At 54.6% G+C, this 18439-nt stretch carries 15 protein-coding genes; 6 read left to right on the forward strand and 9 right to left on the reverse strand.

Annotated features, from left to right (window positions below; all coding sequences use genetic code 11):
* Positions 1-403 precede the first annotated feature (403 nt).
* The 6 genes from AC01ZF_RS09230 to AC01ZF_RS09255 all read right to left on the reverse strand — a co-directional run bounded on the left by AC01ZF_RS09230 (position 404) and on the right by AC01ZF_RS09255 (position 7235).
* Positions 404-1438, reverse strand: coding sequence for an L-threonylcarbamoyladenylate synthase (locus tag AC01ZF_RS09230; RefSeq protein ID WP_424677107.1), 1035 nt, complete (start codon positions 1436-1438; stop codon positions 404-406).
* A complete protein-coding gene (gene ppc / locus AC01ZF_RS09235) occupies positions 1438-4239 on the reverse strand; it encodes a phosphoenolpyruvate carboxylase (RefSeq protein WP_476575309.1) in 2802 nt (933 codons plus the stop codon). Before ppc ends, AC01ZF_RS09230 begins: the two co-directional genes overlap by 1 nt.
* A 4-nt stretch (positions 4240-4243) precedes the next feature.
* Positions 4244-4873, reverse strand: a complete 630-nt coding sequence (locus tag AC01ZF_RS09240; protein ID WP_424677109.1) for a histidine phosphatase family protein — start codon at positions 4871-4873, stop codon at positions 4244-4246.
* Positions 4874-4981: 108 nt separating this feature from the next.
* Complete coding sequence (locus AC01ZF_RS09245) at positions 4982-6121, reverse strand: acyl-CoA dehydrogenase (protein ID WP_424677110.1); 1140 nt, start codon at positions 6119-6121, stop codon at positions 4982-4984.
* Between the two features lie 62 nt (positions 6122-6183).
* Entirely contained in the window at positions 6184-6951 is a 768-nt protein-coding gene (locus tag AC01ZF_RS09250) for an alpha/beta fold hydrolase (RefSeq protein ID WP_424677111.1), read from the reverse strand.
* Positions 6951-7235: a 4a-hydroxytetrahydrobiopterin dehydratase gene (locus AC01ZF_RS09255; RefSeq protein WP_424677112.1), complete on the reverse strand. Its 285-nt coding sequence runs from the start codon at positions 7233-7235 to the stop codon at positions 6951-6953. Before AC01ZF_RS09255 ends, AC01ZF_RS09250 begins: the two co-directional genes overlap by 1 nt.
* Positions 7236-7444: 209 nt before the next feature.
* Between AC01ZF_RS09255 and AC01ZF_RS09260 the strand changes: the two genes are divergently transcribed.
* The 4 genes from AC01ZF_RS09260 to AC01ZF_RS09275 all read left to right on the forward strand — a co-directional run bounded on the left by AC01ZF_RS09260 (position 7445) and on the right by AC01ZF_RS09275 (position 12329).
* Positions 7445-8008 carry a hypothetical protein gene (locus AC01ZF_RS09260; RefSeq protein ID WP_424677113.1) on the forward strand — a complete coding sequence of 188 codons (564 nt, stop codon included), beginning with the start codon at positions 7445-7447 and terminating at the stop codon, positions 8006-8008.
* A 75-nt stretch (positions 8009-8083) separates the two neighbouring features.
* The gene (locus AC01ZF_RS09265; protein WP_424677114.1) at positions 8084-8767 is read left to right on the forward strand and encodes a response regulator transcription factor; all 684 of its coding nucleotides are present in this window, start codon (positions 8084-8086) and stop codon (positions 8765-8767) included.
* Between the two features lie 6 nt (positions 8768-8773).
* Positions 8774-10123 carry a sensor histidine kinase gene (locus AC01ZF_RS09270; RefSeq protein WP_424677115.1) on the forward strand — a complete coding sequence of 450 codons (1350 nt, stop codon included), beginning with the start codon at positions 8774-8776 and terminating at the stop codon, positions 10121-10123.
* An 865-nt stretch (positions 10124-10988) separates the two neighbouring features.
* Positions 10989-12329 carry an MFS transporter gene (locus AC01ZF_RS09275; protein ID WP_424677116.1) on the forward strand — a complete coding sequence of 447 codons (1341 nt, stop codon included), beginning with the start codon at positions 10989-10991 and terminating at the stop codon, positions 12327-12329.
* A 47-nt stretch (positions 12330-12376) separates the two neighbouring features.
* Here AC01ZF_RS09275 and AC01ZF_RS09280 read toward each other — a convergent pair whose 3' ends face one another.
* Positions 12377-12640: a hypothetical protein gene (locus tag AC01ZF_RS09280; protein ID WP_424677117.1), complete on the reverse strand. Its 264-nt coding sequence runs from the start codon at positions 12638-12640 to the stop codon at positions 12377-12379.
* Positions 12641-12690: 50 nt separating this feature from the next.
* Positions 12691-15807, reverse strand: a complete 3117-nt coding sequence (locus tag AC01ZF_RS09285; protein ID WP_424677118.1) for a histidine kinase N-terminal 7TM domain-containing protein — start codon at positions 15805-15807, stop codon at positions 12691-12693.
* A gap of 250 nt (positions 15808-16057) precedes the next feature.
* On the opposite strand from AC01ZF_RS09285, the gene AC01ZF_RS09290 reads away from it, so the two are divergent.
* Together AC01ZF_RS09290 and AC01ZF_RS09295 are read left to right on the forward strand one after the other, a co-directional pair.
* The gene (locus AC01ZF_RS09290; RefSeq protein ID WP_424677119.1) at positions 16058-16588 is read left to right on the forward strand and encodes an OsmC family protein; all 531 of its coding nucleotides are present in this window, start codon (positions 16058-16060) and stop codon (positions 16586-16588) included.
* Positions 16589-16666: 78 nt separating this feature from the next.
* On the forward strand, positions 16667-17494 hold the full coding sequence (locus AC01ZF_RS09295; RefSeq protein ID WP_424677120.1) for a cyclase family protein: 828 nt from the start codon (positions 16667-16669) through the stop codon (positions 17492-17494).
* A gap of 26 nt (positions 17495-17520) precedes the next feature.
* On the opposite strand, the gene AC01ZF_RS09300 is transcribed toward AC01ZF_RS09295, so the two are convergent.
* Complete coding sequence (locus AC01ZF_RS09300) at positions 17521-18438, reverse strand: prenyltransferase (RefSeq protein WP_476575310.1); 918 nt, start codon at positions 18436-18438, stop codon at positions 17521-17523.
* Position 18439 lies beyond the last annotated feature (1 nt).

The raw sequence follows: 18439 nt of genomic DNA on the forward strand, positions 1-18439 counted from the left end.
TTGTTGAAGATGTCTCGCTTCGCTCGACATGACAGGTGAGTGGATGGCGCGGAACGAGATATGACCGGGAAGGGGATTGGGCGCGGAACGAGATATGACCGGGAAGGGGATGATGCGCGGCACACGACATGACAGGTAAGGCAATGGCGTGCGCTATGCCACGGTCAGGTGACTATTGTCGTGGATGAGGAGGGGTGGCTATCACTAGCGCCCAACCCCCCGCGTCTTGCCGTCGTTCTGGCCTCCCCATTCGCCATTGTGTAGGCTTGGGGTACGCGCGCGATGTCGGCGGTAATGTGGGCATTGCAGCGACGTTGCAAAACTGGGCGTATCACATTAGGAGACTCCTTTAAACGTAAGGCTCCTCACTTTTAACTTGGGTATCCTACCTCATGTCCGAACCTCAGACAATAACCAACCGCGCCGCTGCTCGGCGCAAACGGTCACATATGGCCCGACCAAGACCAGATTCGTCGAGATCGCGGGTAAGTATCCGATCTGGGTGACGAGCATCAAGAGCGCGCAGGGCCGCGTAGAGTCGTTGAGCCATCGTTTCTGGCTCGGTCACCGGCCCCAGCGATTCCATCTCAACCGGGAGATCATCAAACAAAACGAGGTCTTCAGCCGGTAACAAGAGACCGATCCGTAGACCGGCAGCAAGTGCTGTTTCGGCTTCACTGCGCAACCGGTGGAGCACTGCCGTCGGTGGCCCACTGAACAACCATAGTTCGTGGTCGGGCGCGTAGTGGCGGTCGAGAAGCCCAGGTGAGACTAAACCTGTTTCGCTCCTGTCCGTAGTGCGGTGATAGGTTTGGATAGGTCCGGCCATCGCAGTCAATGCTTCCAAACTAATCCCACCCGGACGGAGCAGTGTCGGCGGATTGGTGGTGCAATCGAGAACGGTCGACTCGATACCGATGGGTGTGGGACCACCATCGATAATCGCCGCAATACGCCCGTCGAGATCGGCGAGGACGTGATCGGCGGTAGTCGGGCTTGTGTGACCGAAGCGATTAGCACTCGGTGCTGCAACCGGCACACCAGCGGCGACCAGCAGAGCGTGGGCAATCGGATGAGAAGGCACCCGCACGGCAACCGTCTCACGTCCGGCGGTAACTGTGCGCGGTACGTGCGGATGGCGCGGCACAATCAGGGTGAGTGGACCAGGCCAGAAGTGTGTTGCCAGCTCGGTTGCTAACGGTGGGATGTCGACCGCGACACGTGGTAGGTCTGCGGCGGTAGCGAGATGGACGATTAACGGATCGCTGGTCGGACGGCCTTTAGCAGCAAAGATCGCCGCTACGGCGGCTTGATCGAGCGCATGACCACCCAACCCGTAAACAGTCTCGGTTGGAAATGCCACTAATTCACCGTGCCGAAGCAATTCGGCCGCCACGGCGATAGACTGTGGCGATGTATCGAGTCGTTGAGTACGCATTAGCCTGTGTTCTTCAAACCGGCTGCAATGCCGTTAATCGACATCAGCAGTACCGTCTCTATTTCATCCTGATCTTCCGGTGGTGCGTTACGGATTCGGCGGAGCAGCTCGATCTGAATATAGCTGAGCGGATCGATATAGGGATTACGCCGTCGAATGGCTCGTTGCAGCACCGGTTGGTGTGCGAGCAATTCTTGACGCTCGGTAATTTGGCAGATCATGCGTTCGGTACGCCGATATTCGGCTTCGATCTGTTCAAAAATCCGCGCAGCCAACTCCTGATCGGGAACAAGACCGGCATAACTGCGTGCGATGCTCATATCGGCTTTGAGCAGGATCATCTGCGCATTATCGAGCAGGGTAGTAAAGAAGGGCCAGTGTCGGTACATTGCCCGCAGCACGTAAAGATGGTGCGGGTCGGCGGCGACGAACTCGCTCAGCGCACTCCCCAGCCCAAACCAACCCGGCAGAGTATGGCGGGTTTGCATCCAGCTAAAGACCCACGGAATAGCGCGGAGGTCTTCGATCCGGTCACTTTTACGGCGTGAGACCGGACGTGAGCCGATCCGCAGGCGACTCAACTCGGCGACCGGCGTAGCATTGCGGAAATAGGTCAGAAAATCAGGGTCTTCGTACACTAACCGGCGATACACGGTTCGCGCCGTGTGCGCCATCTGTTCCATTGCCTCCAGCCAAGCCGGTTCCGGTGATCGGGCGATACCGGGGAAGCCAGCGCGCAACACTGCATTCACCACCTGTTCGAGGTGGCGATGAGCGGTACGCGGATCGAGATAGCGATCGGAGATGACTTCACCTTGATTGGTAACCTTAATCTGACCGTGGAGCGTACCGGGAGGTTGAGCGAGGATTGCCTGACCCGCCGGTCCACCACCGCGACCAACCGCGCCACCACGCCCGTGGAAGAAGCGGAGGCGAACACCGTGGCGTTCAGTCACGGTATTCAACTCGATTTGAGCGCGATACAGTGCCCAATTGGCAGCCAAAAAACCACCCTCTTTGTTACTATCGGAATAACCGAGCATCACCTCTTGCAGATTATCGCGCAATGCCAAATGCTCACGGTAGACCGGCAACTGGAGTAGCTCATCGAGGATTAATGGGGCACGTTGCAAATCTTCGCCTGTCTCGAACAGCGGTACGATATCCAACCGGCTGTACTGGTCGGGTTGGTACAGACCGGCATCGCGGCAAAAGAGCAAGACGGCCAGCAGATCACTCACCTGGCTGGTGGTTGAAATGATATAGGTCTGGAAGATTTCGGGATCGAGTTGCTCGCTAATAGCCGCCAGCATCCGAAATGTCTGTACCGTCTCGGCGGTAGCTGGACTGAAATGACCGAGTCGGCTCGGAGTAAGCGGGCGGGGCCGGCGGATCTCGGTGCTCAACACAGCAACGCGCTCACATTCATCAAGTGCAGCGTAGTTGGCGACCACACCGGCGCCGGCAAGGATCTCGGTGAGTGCTTCGGTATGGCGGCTTGCGTGTTGGCGCACGTCGAGGGTTGCAGTGTGGAGCCGACATACGGCCACGTTTGTACGTAGATCGCGCAGTAGACCGTCGGCAATGATAGCCCCGCCGTGACGACGAAGGCTGGTATCGATCAGATCAAGATCGACGAGTAGTTCACGACTGTGATAGTAGATCGTTGGCAGGCGTGGCGGTGGTGGATCGGCCCCCCAGCGCGGCGTATGACTAAGTGTGTGATGGAGAGTGTTTTGGAGCCGGGCCTGAATAAAGTGACATAATTGCCGGTACGGTTCGCAGCGGTAGTGGGGGTTAAGCGTAGCGGCCGCGTCTGGCATCAGCTCGTGATATTCAGCGATCCGGTCAAATATGGCCTGATCGACCGGCACTTGCTGTACCGACTGACTCAGATCGGTGATCAAGCGATCAATACCGTTAATCAGATAGCGCAACATCGCGCTACGCATCAAACGCACCGTTTCAACCGTCACTTCAGGCGTCACGAAAGGATTACCATCACGGTCGCCACCCATCCAGCTCCCGAATCGTAAGAACGGTGGTAGTTGCCATCGGTGGTCGGGATATGCTGTTGCCAGTGCGTTGGCAGTTTCGCGATAAATCTCCGGGATCAAATCCCAAAGTACGGTTTGAAAATAGAACAGACCGTTTTCAACTTCATCAAGGACCGATGGTCGGCGATTGCGTACATCATCGGACTGCCACAGACCAACCGTCTCGCGTTCGATACGAGTGAGTGCTGATTGACGATCCGATGGGAGAACCAACCGTTCACCAAAGGTCAAATCAATCAACGTATCAAAAATCCGGCGTAATTTGATCAGGATGGTTCGTCGGCGTGATTCGGTAGGGTGAGCGGTAAATACCGGCATAATCAGGGCCTGGTCGATCCACTCTTGGATCGCGGCAGCCGGCACTCCGTGGCGTTTCAGCAGCTCAATCGCATCCGCAATACTCTCGGCGCGAGGGGCCGGTGCATTACGGAGGTCGCGACTGCGCAGGACACGCAATTGTTCAACACCTTCGGCCAGATTGACCAACCCGAAATACAGGGTAAACGCTTTGACCAAGTTGCGCAATTGGGGTAAGCTCAGCCCGGCAATGAGGTCTTGCAACACGTGCGTACCCGATGGTGGAGCGCCGTTGCGTAGTTCTTTTGCCATCAAGCGCACCCGTTCGACCAGTTCAAACGTTGCGGCGCCGCTTTGCTCGGTGATAACCCGACCCAGCATATCGCCCAATGCTCGAATGTTTGCCGACAACAGATCGTGTTCTCCAGCAGTAGTTCGTCCGCTCATGGTTTCACTCGCCGCCTTCTACCACCAAATCTTCAAGGTGGGCGACATCGTTCATCCGTAACAGCCGCCAGCCACTTCGCCCGCGGACGATTTCGCTCAACGAGCCATTGTCGAGCCAGAGTTTTCCAAAATTGGCAAGGTCGAGGCCGATAATGTGGCACATCAAGGCCCGGATCGAGCCGCCATGAGACACCACGATAATCGTTTCACCGGATTGATGGGCAGACTCGATCTGTTGAAATGCGCGTAGCACCCTTGCTTGCAATTGGGCGTAACTCTCACCACCGAGCCGCACCGTGCGCGCCGGATCACGGTCATATTCCCACATATGGTCGGGGAAGCGCTGATACAGTTCTTCGGGTGTCAGCCCTTCCCACAAACCAACATCAATTTCACGCCACTCAGACATCGCGACGGGGCGAAGCCGGAGGTGTTCGCCGATGATCTCCGCCGTTTCCCATGCACGTGGGAGATCGCTACTGTAGATTGCGACTGCCCCACTCCGGGCCAGTCGGTAGGCAACACGTCGGGCCTGCTCACGACCACGCTCGTTGAGCGGGATGGGCGCATGGCCCTGATACTGTAAGGTTCGATTCCACGGTGTTTCGCCGTGTCGGATAAGGATCAGACGCATATCGAGACAGAATTAAACACAACGGCGCAAAGTCGTAAGCCGGTTCTTCCCGCGAACATGCTTACGTTTCGCACCGTTGCGTTTGCTAAACGTTCTCCATTCGTGTGATCAGCGCACGATTTCGCGACTAATCACCAGACGTTGAATCTCGCTAGTCCCCTCGTAGATCTCGGTAATCTTGGCATCACGGAAGAAGCGTTCGACCGGATACTCTTTCGAGTAACCGTTAGAACCGTGTAATTGGACGGCTTTCGTCGCCACCCACATTGCCGTCTCCGAAGCGAACAGCTTGGCCATCGAGGCATCTTTGATGAAATCGAGGCCCTTATCTTTACGCCAAGCGGCTTCATACGTAAGCAAGCGCGCGGCTTTGATGCGGGTCGCCATATCGGCCAGTGTAAAGCCAACGGCTTGGAACTCGTGGATCGGCTTACCGAACTGCTCGCGCACCTTACTGTAGGCGAGAGCCGCTTCATACGCGCCTTGGGCAATACCGACCGCCTGTGCTGCGATCCCGATACGACCGGCGTTGAGGATCGTCATGGCGATCTTAAAGCCTTGGCCCTCTTCGCCGAGTCGTCGCCACGCCGGTAGCCGATAATCGTCGTAGGCCATCTGACAACTGTGCGCACTGCGAATACCTAGTTTATTTTCGACCTTCACTACACGACAACCGGGAGCGTGGGTATCGACGAGAAAGGCGGTAATCCCCTTTGTCCCTTTGCTCGGATCGGTCATCGCCATCAGAATAATGGTATCGGCGTGGTCGCCGTTAGTTACCCAATTCTTGACACCATTGATGATATAGTAATCACCATCGCGCACGGCGGTTGTACGCTGCGCAGCCGCGTCGGAGCCGGCACCCGGTTCACTGAGTGAAAAGGCACCCAGCATACGGCCACTGGCCAGCGGGGTCAGCAGCTCACGCTTTTGCTCTTCGGTACCGAACTTCTCGATCCCGTAGCAGACAAGCGAATTATTAACTGAGGCGATCACACCGAGCGAGGCATCGACCCGCGATAGCTCCTCGATCACAATCGCATACGAGACATAATCCATGCCGGCGCCGCCATACTCTTCACTTACTGCCACGCCCATGAGGCCGAGTTCACCCATCTTTTTCACCAAATCGGTCGGCCAAATTGCGTGTTCATCACGTTCAGCGACCGTCGGTTTCGCCTCTTTCTCGGCAAACTGGCGCACCATATCCCGGAGCATGATCTGATCTTCAGTAAGCTGGAACTCCATGACCGCCTCCTGTCTATTGCGTTGGCGCTGACTCTGTTTTCATTCTAAGCGAGCCGGCGCGCTTAGGCAAACGTTGCAACGAATGTGCTTAAGAGTTGACCGAGTCGTTCCGGCGCTTCACGCATTGGCATATGACCAACCCCATCGAGGATCTGATGGGCAACCCCCAAACCGGCTGCCAATTCGGCACCAAGCTTCGGTGGTGTCAGTCGATCTTCGCTGCCGGTAACGACGAGGGCCGGGCAGCGGATGGCCGCGATCTTAGAACGTACATCAAACCCATCACAGGCCTGGAGATCGGCCAGTAGAACGGTTGGGTCGAGGGTAGCGTATTCATCGGCAGCTTCGGCGCGAAGTGCCGGATCGGCATAGGGACTAAAGAGCCAGGTGACCAGCATTGTCATAGCTTCATGGCGGGATTGAGCATCACCGGCCAGCCCGGCCAGCAGCGCCGGGGCAACACGCAGACGGGCCGCACTACTCACCAACCCTAAACCGGCTACGAGCTGTGGTTGCTCAATGGCGAGTTGGAGGGCAATGGCACCGCCCATCGAGTGTCCGACGACAATTGCCGGTGGTAAGGCGAGGGCAGTGTGCAATGCGGCAATAACCTGCGTGTAGGTAGTAATTGACGCTTCATTAATCCGCGGCGAGCGACCATGGCCGGGTAAATCCACCGCATAGACTTGAGCGACGGCGGCGAGCGGTTCGAGCAAAAGCCCCCAATGCCGGGCACTGCCGCCGGCGCCGTGAATACAAATTAACGGCGGCCCGGCGGTACCACGTCGCATCACAAACAGATCACCGGCTGTGGTTGTGATCGATGGCATTAGCCGAGAATCTCGTCAATTGCCGCAGCGAGCGCAAAATCCTTTTCGGTCAACCCGCCGGCGTCGTGTGTCGTCAAGGCAATTCGCACGCGGTTGTAACGAATGTCGATGTCGGGATGATGGCCGGCAGCTTCGGCCAGAAAAGCGACGTGGGTCACGAAGGCAATTGCTGCCGGGAAGTTGGCGAGGCGGAAGGTGCGGACGATCTCGTTATTATGTTCGAGGCTCCAATCAGGGCGTTGGGCCAGGTGCTCAGTGATTTCGGCTTCACTTAAACGCGTCATAGCGACTACTACTCCTTAGATTTCAAACGGTCGGATCAGGTAAACGATTCGCTTGGTATGATACCATAGCACCGGCCCTTCTTTGTGCGCATAGTTCGACGACTCATCCGTGGCTTCTCCATCAGTCCTCCACAAGTGCTTGCTACAGTGAAAGTGTCAGAAGAAGATGACTGACACGAGCGTAGCAAGATAATACAAGGAGGGACATCATGAAACGCATAGTAAGTCTGGTGATGGCAGCAGTAGCGGGGGCACTTGCAACGATGATCGTGTTTATGGTGGTGATGCCGGCTTTTGCACAGGGGCCGTTTGGGCCATCACCCACTCCGGTGCCGGCGCCGGGTACGTATGGTACCGGGCAAGGTGGGCGTGGCGGGCGGATGCAACCGGGTCAAGACGGCAATTCAGTGATTGGCGGTCACGGTGGCCGAGTTATAACGAACACCTCGTTGATCGGTGTGGCTGCGAATCAGCTCGGGATCTCGCAACAAGAGCTGGTCGCACGTCTGATGACCAATGGTAGTTCGATTGCCGATGAGTTGAAGGCAGTAGGGATCGATCCGCAGACGGTGGTCGATACCTTTGTAGCAAGTCGTGCTGAGCGGTTAAGCGCTGCCGTTGCTGCCGGACGAATTACTCAAGCGCAAGCTGATGCGCAACTCGCGATTGCCAAATCGATGACAGTAGCGCGACTGATGCAACCCTTCACGCCACTTGGTCCGGGTGGTTTGCGGCCCAGTACGTCGCCGGTACGATCACAGGTCAACAACTGAGGTAAATGAAACGAATGGCAATCGTAGCCATTCGTTCATACGCTTGTTTGTTGCTATGCTCTACCAGGAGGAGCTATGGCTTTTGTGTTGGTGGTTGACGATGATCCCGGTATTGTGCGGTTGGTTCGCTCATACCTCGAACAAGCCGGTTTTCGGGTTGAGAGCGCATACGATGGAGCGACTGCGCGTCGCCTCATCCGTCGAGAACGACCCGATCTGGTCATTCTCGATCTGATGTTGCCGGACGAAGATGGGTTTGAAATAGCCCGTTCGCTGCGGTCTGATCCCGCTACAGCGAGCCTCCCGATCATCATGCTCACTGCCCGTGTCGATGATACCGACCGTATTGTCGGCCTAGAGTTAGGGGCCGACGACTACATTGTCAAGCCGTTTAATCCGCGTGAAGTGGTGGCACGGGTGAAAGCCGTTTTACGACGTGTAAGTGGTGGCACGGTGCGTAATCGGTTAGAGCAGGGTAGTCTCGTGCTCGATCTCGATGGGCATCAGGCATGGCTAGGTGGTAACGAACTTGAGTTGACTCCTACGGAGTTTGCGCTGCTTAGCCTGTTTATGCGCTATCCGGGACACGCTTTTACGCGGGCTGAGCTGCTCGAACAGGGGTTAGGTTATGCTGCAACTGGGCTGGAGCGCACGATAGACAGTCATATCAAGAATCTGCGGAAGAAGCTCGAACACGATCCCGCGGCGCCGGTGATTGAGACGGTGTACGGGGTCGGTTATCGTTTGCGCACGGTATGAAACGGTATGAATCGGTTAGTTATCCAACTCAGTGTGGCCTTTGCCGCCCTCATTTTGGTAGTCACAAGTATTCTTGCGATAGCGATTGACCGATTGGCCGATAGTAGCTTTCGGCGGTATCTGGTCCAGAATCAGATTGCCGAGAGCGGACTGAGTGATCGACTGGCGATCTGGTATGCCCAGCACGGCAGTTGGGATGGTGCTGAGCGGTTGTTGTCGGTGGGTGGTATGGGGGGCGGGTATGGTCAAGGTGGTGCCCAACGCCCATTGTTAGCATTGGCCGACACTACCGGTCGGGTGGTTGCCGATCCATATTCGATTGTCGGCGAGTCGCTGAATGCGACCGAACGTCGTGCCGCACTACCGATACTCGTTGATCGGCAAGTGGTTGGCTACCTCGTGGTGCAGGCAGCGGGCAATCGATTGCCGCGTGCAGCCGATCTTTTTCTGCAACGCTTGCGTGAACTTATCTGGATCACCGGTGGGATAGTGGCCCTGACCGGTGCTGTGATCGGGATCGCCATTGCCCGTCAGCTAATACGGCCATTGCAGCACCTTGCACAAGCGGTTGACAAGCTACGTCACGGTCACTTAACCGCGCGGGCCGTTGTAGAGGGGCCGATAGAGATCAGGCGCGTCGCAGAGGTATTTAATGCGATGGCATCTGAATTGGTCGTGGCGAACCAGCAACGACGGCAGATGATAGCCGATATTGCCCACGAATTGCGCACACCGCTGACGGTCATCCAAGGGAACCTACGTGCGATTCTCGATGATGTGTATCCGTTAAGTCGGGAAGAGGTAGGGAAGATTTATGAAGCAACCGTTGGGTTACGCCGATTGGTTGACGATCTCCGTGAATTATCTTTGGCAGATACCGGTCAACTAACCCTCCATTGCCAGCCGCTTGATCTCAATCAACTGTTGGCTCGCGAAGCTACGCTCTTTCGCGAGTTGGCAAAGGTGCAGGGGGTGGATTTGCAGGTGGCGCTGGTCCCTGAGATACCGCTGGTCATGGCTGATGACGAACGGATTGCACAGGTGGTACGGAATCTGTTGAGCAATGCGTTGCGGTATACACCGGCAGGCGGGCACATTACGGTCACGAGCACGGCTCACGAGCAAGGTGTCTTGGTCAGTGTAACGGATACCGGTAGTGGAATTGCTCCGGAAGATATGCCGCATGTCTTTGAACGTTTCTACCGGGCTGACCATAGTCGTAGTCGGGCAAAAGGTGGGAGTGGCTTGGGATTGGCGATTGCCGAGCGACTCATCTCCTTACACGGTGGTCAGATTGGGGTCGAGAGCGAGGTCGATAGGGGCTCGCGGTTTTGGTTTTGGTTACCGGCAGCGTAGGGGCACAGCCAAGTACATATGGGCAAGGCCGGCGATATGTTTCTGAAGTATAAGGGCATTGGGCCGACATCGGCTGTGGATATTGCTTCGTTCATTCTTCCAACCACTTTGTCTCCGTTGGCGGAGGTACTGCACGTGAATGCACTTGGTTGCTCTCACAAGGAAAAATTTTTTCCTTGATTATCCATCGTGCATTTGTTACGCTAGACTTGATAGCAGATCAGGTAAAAATATGTAAATACTATCCTAAAATAAACGCCAAACGTATAGGTATCATCGCAACTACAAAGGAGAACAACTATTCCGAGATAATACGTTGTGCATGTTAACTCCTTCCTTGGGATAGGCATCATCGCAACTACAAAGGAGAAAAACCATGCAACGTGTCCAGCGATTCATCGAATCGCTGGACCCAGAGCTACGCGAGGTTGTTTGCCAAGTCTCACAGCGCATTGCCGAGTTATCACCGCGCCTGTACAGAGTTGCACAACTGATACACTATACACCAAAGCAAATTGCTGAACAGACGCGACTCAGTTTGACCTCAGTTCGCAAATATCTTGACGATCTGTATTGCCAGTTGGAGCTGAAACGTATGGATACAAGTGCTCTGCAACGGGATGTGGTCGTGGCCTTGGCGGTGATATTGTACCAGTTTATGAGTAGCGAGATTGAGAGGTAGTCATCATCAATACACTGCGGAGTGCGTCAGCGGCAGTCAATGACTGCCGCTGTTGTTTTTACTACGGGGCTATATGGTACAATGCTACCGTCACACAAGGCATTAGCACGAATATCGGGAACAGGGCAGTGAGGCCGGTAAGCCTATGGGTTGGGCGTGACGTGGCAAGGTGAAGGTGTATTCATGACAACATTGACGGCCGTAATCGATAACCGGCGTGAACAGATCGGCTGGTATTTCTACGATTGGGCGAATTCGGCATTTTCCACAACGGTCGTTACCGTTTTTTTAGGGCCATACCTAACCGCGGTGGCAAGAAATGCAGCGGATGCCAACGGTTTTGTCTATCCGTTCGGTATTCCGGTTGCAGCCGGATCGTTTTTTCCCTACGTGGTCTCGCTTTCAGTATTGTTGCAGGTCTTCTTCTTACCCGTCCTCGGTGCGATTGCCGATTATTCCAATGCCCGCAAGCAGATGTTAGCCATTTTTGCCTATGTTGGTGCGTTTGCAACGATAGGCCTCTACTTTCTCAACGGCAATAACTACCTGCTGGGGGGGATTCTCTTTCTCATTGCGAATGTTTCCTTTGGTGCGTCGGTTGTTTTTTACAACGCATTTCTCCCCGACATTGCCAGTCCTGACCGGCGTGATGCAGTTTCGTCGCAGGGATGGGCATTAGGCTATTTGGGGGGTGGGTTACTATTGGCAGCAAATCTCGCTTTCTTTCTCAATGCCGAGTCGCTTGGGGTTGAGAGCAGCATGGCTGTTCGGATTAGCCTTGTCTCGGCAGGAATGTGGTGGGCGATTTTTACACTTATTCCGATGATAACCCTCCGTAATCGTGGGGCAGTTCGTCGTTTGCCCCCCGGTGAACATTACCTGACAATAGGGTTTCGGCAACTGGCCCACACGTTACGTCAGATGCGGAATTATCCACAAACTTTACTATTTTTAGCTGCGTATTTGCTCTACAACGATGGGATACAGGCAGTGATCGCCTTGGCAGCACAGTTTGGTGCGGAAGAGTTGGGTATTGGCGAAACAACGCGCATTGCTACCATTCTCATGGTACAATTTGTGGCGTTTGTCGGGGCATTAGCCTTTGGTTCGTTGGCAAGCCGTTTAGGATCGAAACGTGTCTTACTGGGCAGTCTCGTCATTTGGACGGCTGTGGTCGCTTATGCCTACGTGATGCCTGCCAATGATGACCTGCAATTTGTAGCATTGGGAGCGGCGATTGCAGTAGTTTTAGGCGGGAGCCAAGCAATCAGTCGGTCAATCTTCTCACTTATGATTCCCGATGGGCAAGAAGCAGAGTACTTTAGCTTGTATGAAGTTGGTGAGCGCGGTACAAGCTGGTTAGCTCCGCTTCTTTTCGGTCTTGCCTATCAGTTCACGGCAAGTTACCGCATAGCGATTGTGTCACTGATCATCTTTTTCATTGGTGGATTTATTATATTGTTGTTTGTGAATGTACGGCGGGCCGCCGAAGAAGCCGGTAATCAGGCCCCCGCGCATGTGTAGTCTGGACCCACGGCCGTGAATCGCTACAGAATGCCCTCAGATTACCATCACCGACGTCGTGATACTCTGTTGCGTTGACCGCGTTGGACCATAATCTGCCATGCTTCGTCGGGGTCAATGCCGGAACGGAGGCGCCGATCACTTATACGATTCGCTTGCCGATCATTGAGTTCGGCTATTTCGCGGGTCAGCATTTCATCTTCGGGTGAAATGTTGATCTGTTCGCGCCAATAGCGCCAAGCTGCCCATCCGATGAGACCGAGCAACCCGGTTACGAGAATGGCGATGATGATACCTCCGATTTGTTCCATACATCACCTCTAGGTTGAACTATTGTGGTCGGGGGTTGACGTATCAGTATTTATGCTACTCGATCAATCGTCTGCCGAATGAGCGATAAGAGTTGATAACGATTAAACGGTTTGGAGAGCACCGGGTAGGGTGGTGTGCTACCATCGGCGAGCATACGTTGGAGATACCCTGACATTAAGATGATATGGAGGTGTGGTAATACCGATTGGAGCTGTCGAGCCAAGGTTAAGCCATCGGTGTGTGGCAAAACCACATCGGTGATCAAAATCTGCACCCTATCACCGTACTGTTGGGCCAATTGCAGTGCTTCGTTAGCGTCCTTCGCTTCGAGCACTGCATAGCCGTGCTCGCGTAACAACCGGACGCCGAGTTGGCGAACGTTCGGGTCGTCCTCCACGAACAAGATCACTTCGTGCCCGGTTATATTTGTTGTTGTATCCGCGGTATGCATGTTAACAACCTGTTGCAATTCCGTGACCACTGCCGGGAGTGCAACGGTAAAGCAACTTCCATGCCCCGGCTGACTATCAACGGTGAGAAACCCACCATGTTGAGTGACGATTCCATCGCAGATTGCCAGTCCTAGCCCACTACCCTTGCCCATTGGTTTGGTCGTAAAGTAAGGCTCGAAGATGTGTGGCCGAATCTGTTCGGCGATCCCTACACCGGTATCGCAAACCGAGAGCAGCACGTACTTACCGGCCTGGATTTGCCGCAATGGTGGCAAATCATTGACTGAAAGATATTGACTGGTCGTGCGAATGGTCAGTTCCCCGCCGTTAGGCATCGCATCCCGCGCATTAACAACCAGATTGATCAATACTTGCTCAAGTTGTGATGGATCGATCATCACCCGTTCGATATGTTCGTCTAATTGTAACTGGAGTTGGATGTGCTCGCCGATCAGACGGCGCATCATATTCATCGTATCGTTAATTTGGCGATTCACATCTACGAACTGCGGCTGACCGGGTTGGCGACGGGCAAATGTTAACAGTTGTCGCACCAGCTCACCGGCGCGGGCTGCACTCTGACGAATTGCCTCAAGTTCCGGGTAGATTGTGTGATCGGGATTGATTTCCAGAAGTGCTAACTCAACGCTACCGGTAATAACCGTCAAGATATTGTTGAAATCATGGGCAATCCCGCCGGCCAGTTGCCCAATCGCTTCCATCTTTTGAGCCTGCACTAACTGGGCTTGCAGTTTGGCCCGCTGTTCTTCAGCCTGCTTCCGTTCGGCAAGCTCACGTTGGGCCTGCGCGTAGAGATTCGCATTGTCGAGGACAAGGGCAGCAAGTTGCGTGAGAAGGACGGCCTGCTGGATTTCATCAGATGAAAAAGGGTTTTCCTGTCGCGCACGGGCCATGCCGATAACACCCAAGCATTCATCACCCACGATAATGGGAAGTGTCATTGCTGGCCCCAAGTTCAAGGGTTCATAATCTGGAGTGCGTTCCGGCCACTGCGTATAATCCAATACAATTTCGGGTTGGCGGTTCTGAAATGCCCGCCAAGAAAGTGGTGCGCTTGCAGGACTTTCTCGGCGGGCAATATGGGTCGGAAGCGGTGGCGTACAAGCACGGACAACGAGGGTATGGTCATCTTCGGCGAGGAGTAACTCCACGTAACGAACATCGAGTAAACGATGGGCACTATCGGTAATCGCTTGCAGTAAATCCTTCCCGTCGCGCCGGTTGAGCCAGTCGAGCGTCAGTCGGTAGAGGGCATCTAACTGGTCGCGTTGTCGGCGCAGATTCTCCTCGGCCCGGTAGATGTCGGTGATGTCAACATCCATGCAAACAATATCGCTCACCTTTCCTTGACTAAACAGCGGAAACATGGCCGAATAGAGCCAACGCTCTTCGCCGTTTTTGGTATGGATCTGCCATTTTCGAGGTGGTACAGGTCGACCGGTTGTCCAAATGTACTCTATTTGCTGTTCAAACTCGGCAACTGCATTTTCGCTCAGGATCAGGTCTTGTAAGCGCCGGCCACATGCTTCAGCGGCAGTGTATCCGTAAAATTGTTCGCAGACTCCGTTCCATTCCAGGATCACGCCATGACGGTCGAAGCGTTGGATCGCTACGAGTGGTGTATGCTCAATAATGTCGGTAAAGCGTTGGAACATTTCTTTGATGCGCTGCTCGTTTCGTCGACGTTCGGTAATTTCACGAAACACGAACAGACGACCACTCGGACTACCGTCATGACTTTCGACCGGGACAATCGTAATATCGAAGAATCGGTCGGGATGGACCGGGCAGTTTAATTCAGCGCGTACCGTCTCGAGTGTATCGGCAACTGTGTATAATTCCGGCCAAGGGAGAACGTTTACCAACGGTTGGTAAGATTGCTTAGGTATGCTAAATAACTGTTGAGCTACCGGATTGTAATCAACAATATACCCGTGTCGGTCAACCAAGATCATCGGATCGGCCATCACTTCGATCAGGCGATTACGGGCGATTGGTACAATGTGGAGAAATCGGTAGCGGTACAAACCCACTACGATAAATGGTGCTGAAAAGAGAAATGCGATGGGGGTAAGATCAACACCCAAGTGTGTGATTTGACTGAGATACGCCCAGTTTGTGATAAAAGGAAACAACAGTCCTATCACGATAAGAATCGCTTGTTGGCGAAAAAGAGGGGAGGCATTCCAGAAGGCACCGGTAATCAGGGCAAGACCGGAGATGAGGCAGAGGTAGGAATAGGCAATGTGCAGCCAGTACCATTGACCGGGTGTAATGGTGAGCATCGGCGGCGGGCCTTCATCGAAGTGGAGCGTTTGAAAAAACAGATGATGCTGATCGTTAGTCACCGCCATTATGAAGCTTACAATTGGTAAAAATAGTAGAAGCCAGCGCGCCCGTGAACGACTCCATGGTCGGAAGTCAAGATAGGCAAAGGTAAAGAGCAGCCAGGTCGGCGGGAGCAAAACGATCCCGAGTTGTTGGGCAATGCGCCAGAACGCCTTTTCGACCATTGTAGGTGAAACCAGCTCTAGTGCAGTGCAAGCACTCCATATGAAGATGGCCGCTAACATACCCAGGAACTCGCGCGCACCCGGTGCTTGTTGAAGTGACCAGATGTAGACCGCTACGCCTACAGAGGCGATGCAGAGGAGAATCAGTAGACTAATGGTCGCGATCTCGTTATACAGCATGGCATTTCTCCCGGTGCGCTAGAACTATGATGTTTCATCGAGCGGCGCACCTGCTTTGTATCTGTAATTGTAGCCGGAAAAATCTTCCTTGTGGATCGCGCACGCTTGACAGTCTAATCATTTTGCGCGATAATGCCGCCAATCCAAATTCCCGGTAATCTGTAGTATATACACTGGTTTTTGGGAAACGTGTGTAGAGTCTTCTTACATACGCTCGTGCCGCCGATTGATGGCATTGGAAAGGCATCTCATGGCACCAATTTGGAGTTTGCGTGAGTTTTTGGGGCGTAAACGACAAGCATTGGCGGCATTCCGCGCTCAACTAGTTGCTCAGCCACCAACACCGGTGACGCTACGAGCTGCGGTGACGGTTGCCGCGGGGACCGGTTTGCGTCCGGTGCGGGTACGTGATCATACGGTCTTGAGCGATTCGGGGCCGGCACTCGGCGGGTACGATCTCGGTCCGAATGCACCTGAGTTGTTATTGGCTGCGATGGCGAGCTGCGTGGCCCATTCGGCATTGGCGATTGCTGCCGATCGTGAGTTGGCACTTGATGAAATCCATGTTGAAGTGACGGGTCAAATCGATTACCGGGGAACGTTGGCAGTCAGTGCCGAGGTGCCGGTCGTCCCGACCGGTCTGCGCTATACTATTCGCTACCGTGGTGAGGTGAGTGATAGCGAAATGGCGGCACTACAAGCCGATCTCGAACGTCTCTGCCCGGTACTATTGACAGTATTGCAACCACAGTCGTTGTCTGGGCAAGTGGAACGGATGTGAGTCTGCGTAGTAGCGTGTTTTGTTACGCTGCCGGTATTGCAGGTTGTTTTCGCCGTCTAGAGCAAAGAGGGGATTGCGATGTGCCCACCGCGCTTTATCGAATCGATCCAATCGCCTGAGATTAGTCGCCGCAGCTTGCTCAAGTTCGGGTTGGGGGCAGCCATTGCTGCGGTAGCCGCACCGATGGCTGCTGAGGCGGCTCCTGTAACCCGGGTTAGCTTTAATAACGTTGCCGATCTGACCCATCTGCTCGGTACGCAGTTCCCGCTCTTTCCGGGTGCTGCTCCCTTCCAGATTACGCCGGTCGTTTTCCACGACCGTGACGGTTATTACGGGAGCGTTCTCAACTATTGGGAACATTCCGGTACGCATATGGATGCACCGGTCCATTTTGCTCCCAACGGATTGTTTGTCGATCAGATACCGGTACGTTCATTAGTAGTGCCGGCAGTTGTGATCAATATCAGCGAACGGGCAGCACGCGATCCCGATACGGTGGTAACGCCCGATGATATTAGGGCATGGGAACGGCGCTATGGTCGGATTCCTAATGACGCAGCCGTTCTGATGGCTAGTGGTTGGGGAGCACGTGCCCATTCGGTCGAGCTTTTCCGCAATACCGACTCGAGCGGTGTGATGCACTTCCCCGGTTTTGGGAAGGATGCGGTCGATTTTCTGCTGACCGAGCGTAATATTAGCGGGATCGGAGTCGATACGCTTAGCTTGGATCACGGTCCGTCGACCACCTTTGCCGTTCACTACACGATCTTACCGACAAATCGTTGGGGACTAGAGAATCTGGCTAATCTTGAATCGATCCCACCGAGCGGTGCAACGTTGGTTGTCGGTGCGCCGAAGATCGCAGCCGGTTCCGGTGGGCCGAGCCGTGTCTTTGCACTGTGGTAAACGGCACGGTCTGATGTTGCGCGTTATCATCTGGCAAACGTGAAGGCGAGGAGCATCAGACCGGCACTCCCCACAAGTTGGCCGATACTCCAAAAGCCGAGTGCATCCCACGCTGTAGGATCGGCCCAAGCTCCGGTATGGAGGCGTGCAATCAGCCAAATGCCGATTGGGGTTACCGCCAACGGAGCAACGGCCACCGGCCACGGCACACCACCGACGACGAGGAGTGGCAACGAGGCCAAAGCAGCAATAATGGCGCCACGTTGCCACTGCACAACGCGGTGTGGGCCAAATATGACGGCTAAGGTGCGTTTGCCGGCAGCCCGATCACCCACGACATCTGGTAAGCTAACAGCGATGAGCATGGCAAATTGGAGAAAGCAGAGCGGCAGAACCACTAGCCCGATAACCGGTTGTACGGTACCGGTTTGCAGGACGAAACCGGTCATGGCCGTTCCCCCCGGCACTAACCACGCTCCGACAACTTCGCCCCAACCGTGCCGATGCAAATAAAGGGGTGGTCCGCTGTAGACCCACGCGAGCAGAATGGAACTACCGAGAATCATTGTACTGAGGGTCGGGTTAGGCGACAACACCACACACCCGAGAGCCAAACCGATTGCAATCCCGCCCCAGCTCAGTGCCGCGATGAGTGCTACCTGCGCCGGCAAGCGTCCTTCCGGTAACACCCGACTACCACCCGACCATTGGGTAGGTGTTGGGTTGAGCGCATCGGCCATTCGGTCGAAATAGTCGTTACTGTAATGATTCATCAACTGAGCGCTCAATACCGTCATCAGACCTAGCCCGGCAAGGAAGCTATTGGGTAGTTCGGGGCCGGCTGCCGCTACACCTATGCCATAAAAGATCGCCCCACCAAGGAGATGTAGTGGGCGACCAAGCTTGATCAGATCGATGATGATGGTAAGCCAATTCGTATGCATA

It is taken from the genome of Chloroflexus sp. (assembly GCF_056331925.1).

Excerpts from the sequence above, each read along its gene's own strand:
- AC01ZF_RS09230 (WP_424677107.1), bottom strand. The coding sequence starts at position 1,438 with ATGCGTACTCAACGACTCGATACATCGCCACAGTCTATCGCCGTGGCG.
- ppc (WP_476575309.1), bottom strand. The coding sequence starts at position 4,239 with ATGAGCGGACGAACTACTGCTGGAGAACACGATCTGTTGTCGGCAAAC.
- AC01ZF_RS09240 (WP_424677109.1), bottom strand. The coding sequence starts at position 4,873 with ATGCGTCTGATCCTTATCCGACACGGCGAAACACCGTGGAATCGAACC.
- AC01ZF_RS09245 (WP_424677110.1), bottom strand. The coding sequence starts at position 6,121 with ATGGAGTTCCAGCTTACTGAAGATCAGATCATGCTCCGGGATATGGTG.
- AC01ZF_RS09250 (WP_424677111.1), bottom strand. The coding sequence starts at position 6,951 with ATGCCATCGATCACAACCACAGCCGGTGATCTGTTTGTGATGCGACGT.
- AC01ZF_RS09255 (WP_424677112.1), bottom strand. The coding sequence starts at position 7,235 with ATGACGCGTTTAAGTGAAGCCGAAATCACTGAGCACCTGGCCCAACGC.
- AC01ZF_RS09260 (WP_424677113.1), top strand. The coding sequence starts at position 7,445 with ATGAAACGCATAGTAAGTCTGGTGATGGCAGCAGTAGCGGGGGCACTT.
- AC01ZF_RS09265 (WP_424677114.1), top strand. The coding sequence starts at position 8,084 with ATGGCTTTTGTGTTGGTGGTTGACGATGATCCCGGTATTGTGCGGTTG.
- AC01ZF_RS09270 (WP_424677115.1), top strand. The coding sequence starts at position 8,774 with ATGAATCGGTTAGTTATCCAACTCAGTGTGGCCTTTGCCGCCCTCATT.
- AC01ZF_RS09275 (WP_424677116.1), top strand. The coding sequence starts at position 10,989 with ATGACAACATTGACGGCCGTAATCGATAACCGGCGTGAACAGATCGGC.
- AC01ZF_RS09280 (WP_424677117.1), bottom strand. The coding sequence starts at position 12,640 with ATGGAACAAATCGGAGGTATCATCATCGCCATTCTCGTAACCGGGTTG.
- AC01ZF_RS09285 (WP_424677118.1), bottom strand. The coding sequence starts at position 15,807 with ATGCTGTATAACGAGATCGCGACCATTAGTCTACTGATTCTCCTCTGC.
- AC01ZF_RS09290 (WP_424677119.1), top strand. The coding sequence starts at position 16,058 with ATGGCACCAATTTGGAGTTTGCGTGAGTTTTTGGGGCGTAAACGACAA.
- AC01ZF_RS09295 (WP_424677120.1), top strand. The coding sequence starts at position 16,667 with ATGTGCCCACCGCGCTTTATCGAATCGATCCAATCGCCTGAGATTAGT.
- AC01ZF_RS09300 (WP_476575310.1), bottom strand. The coding sequence starts at position 18,438 with ATGCATACGAATTGGCTTACCATCATCATCGATCTGATCAAGCTTGGT.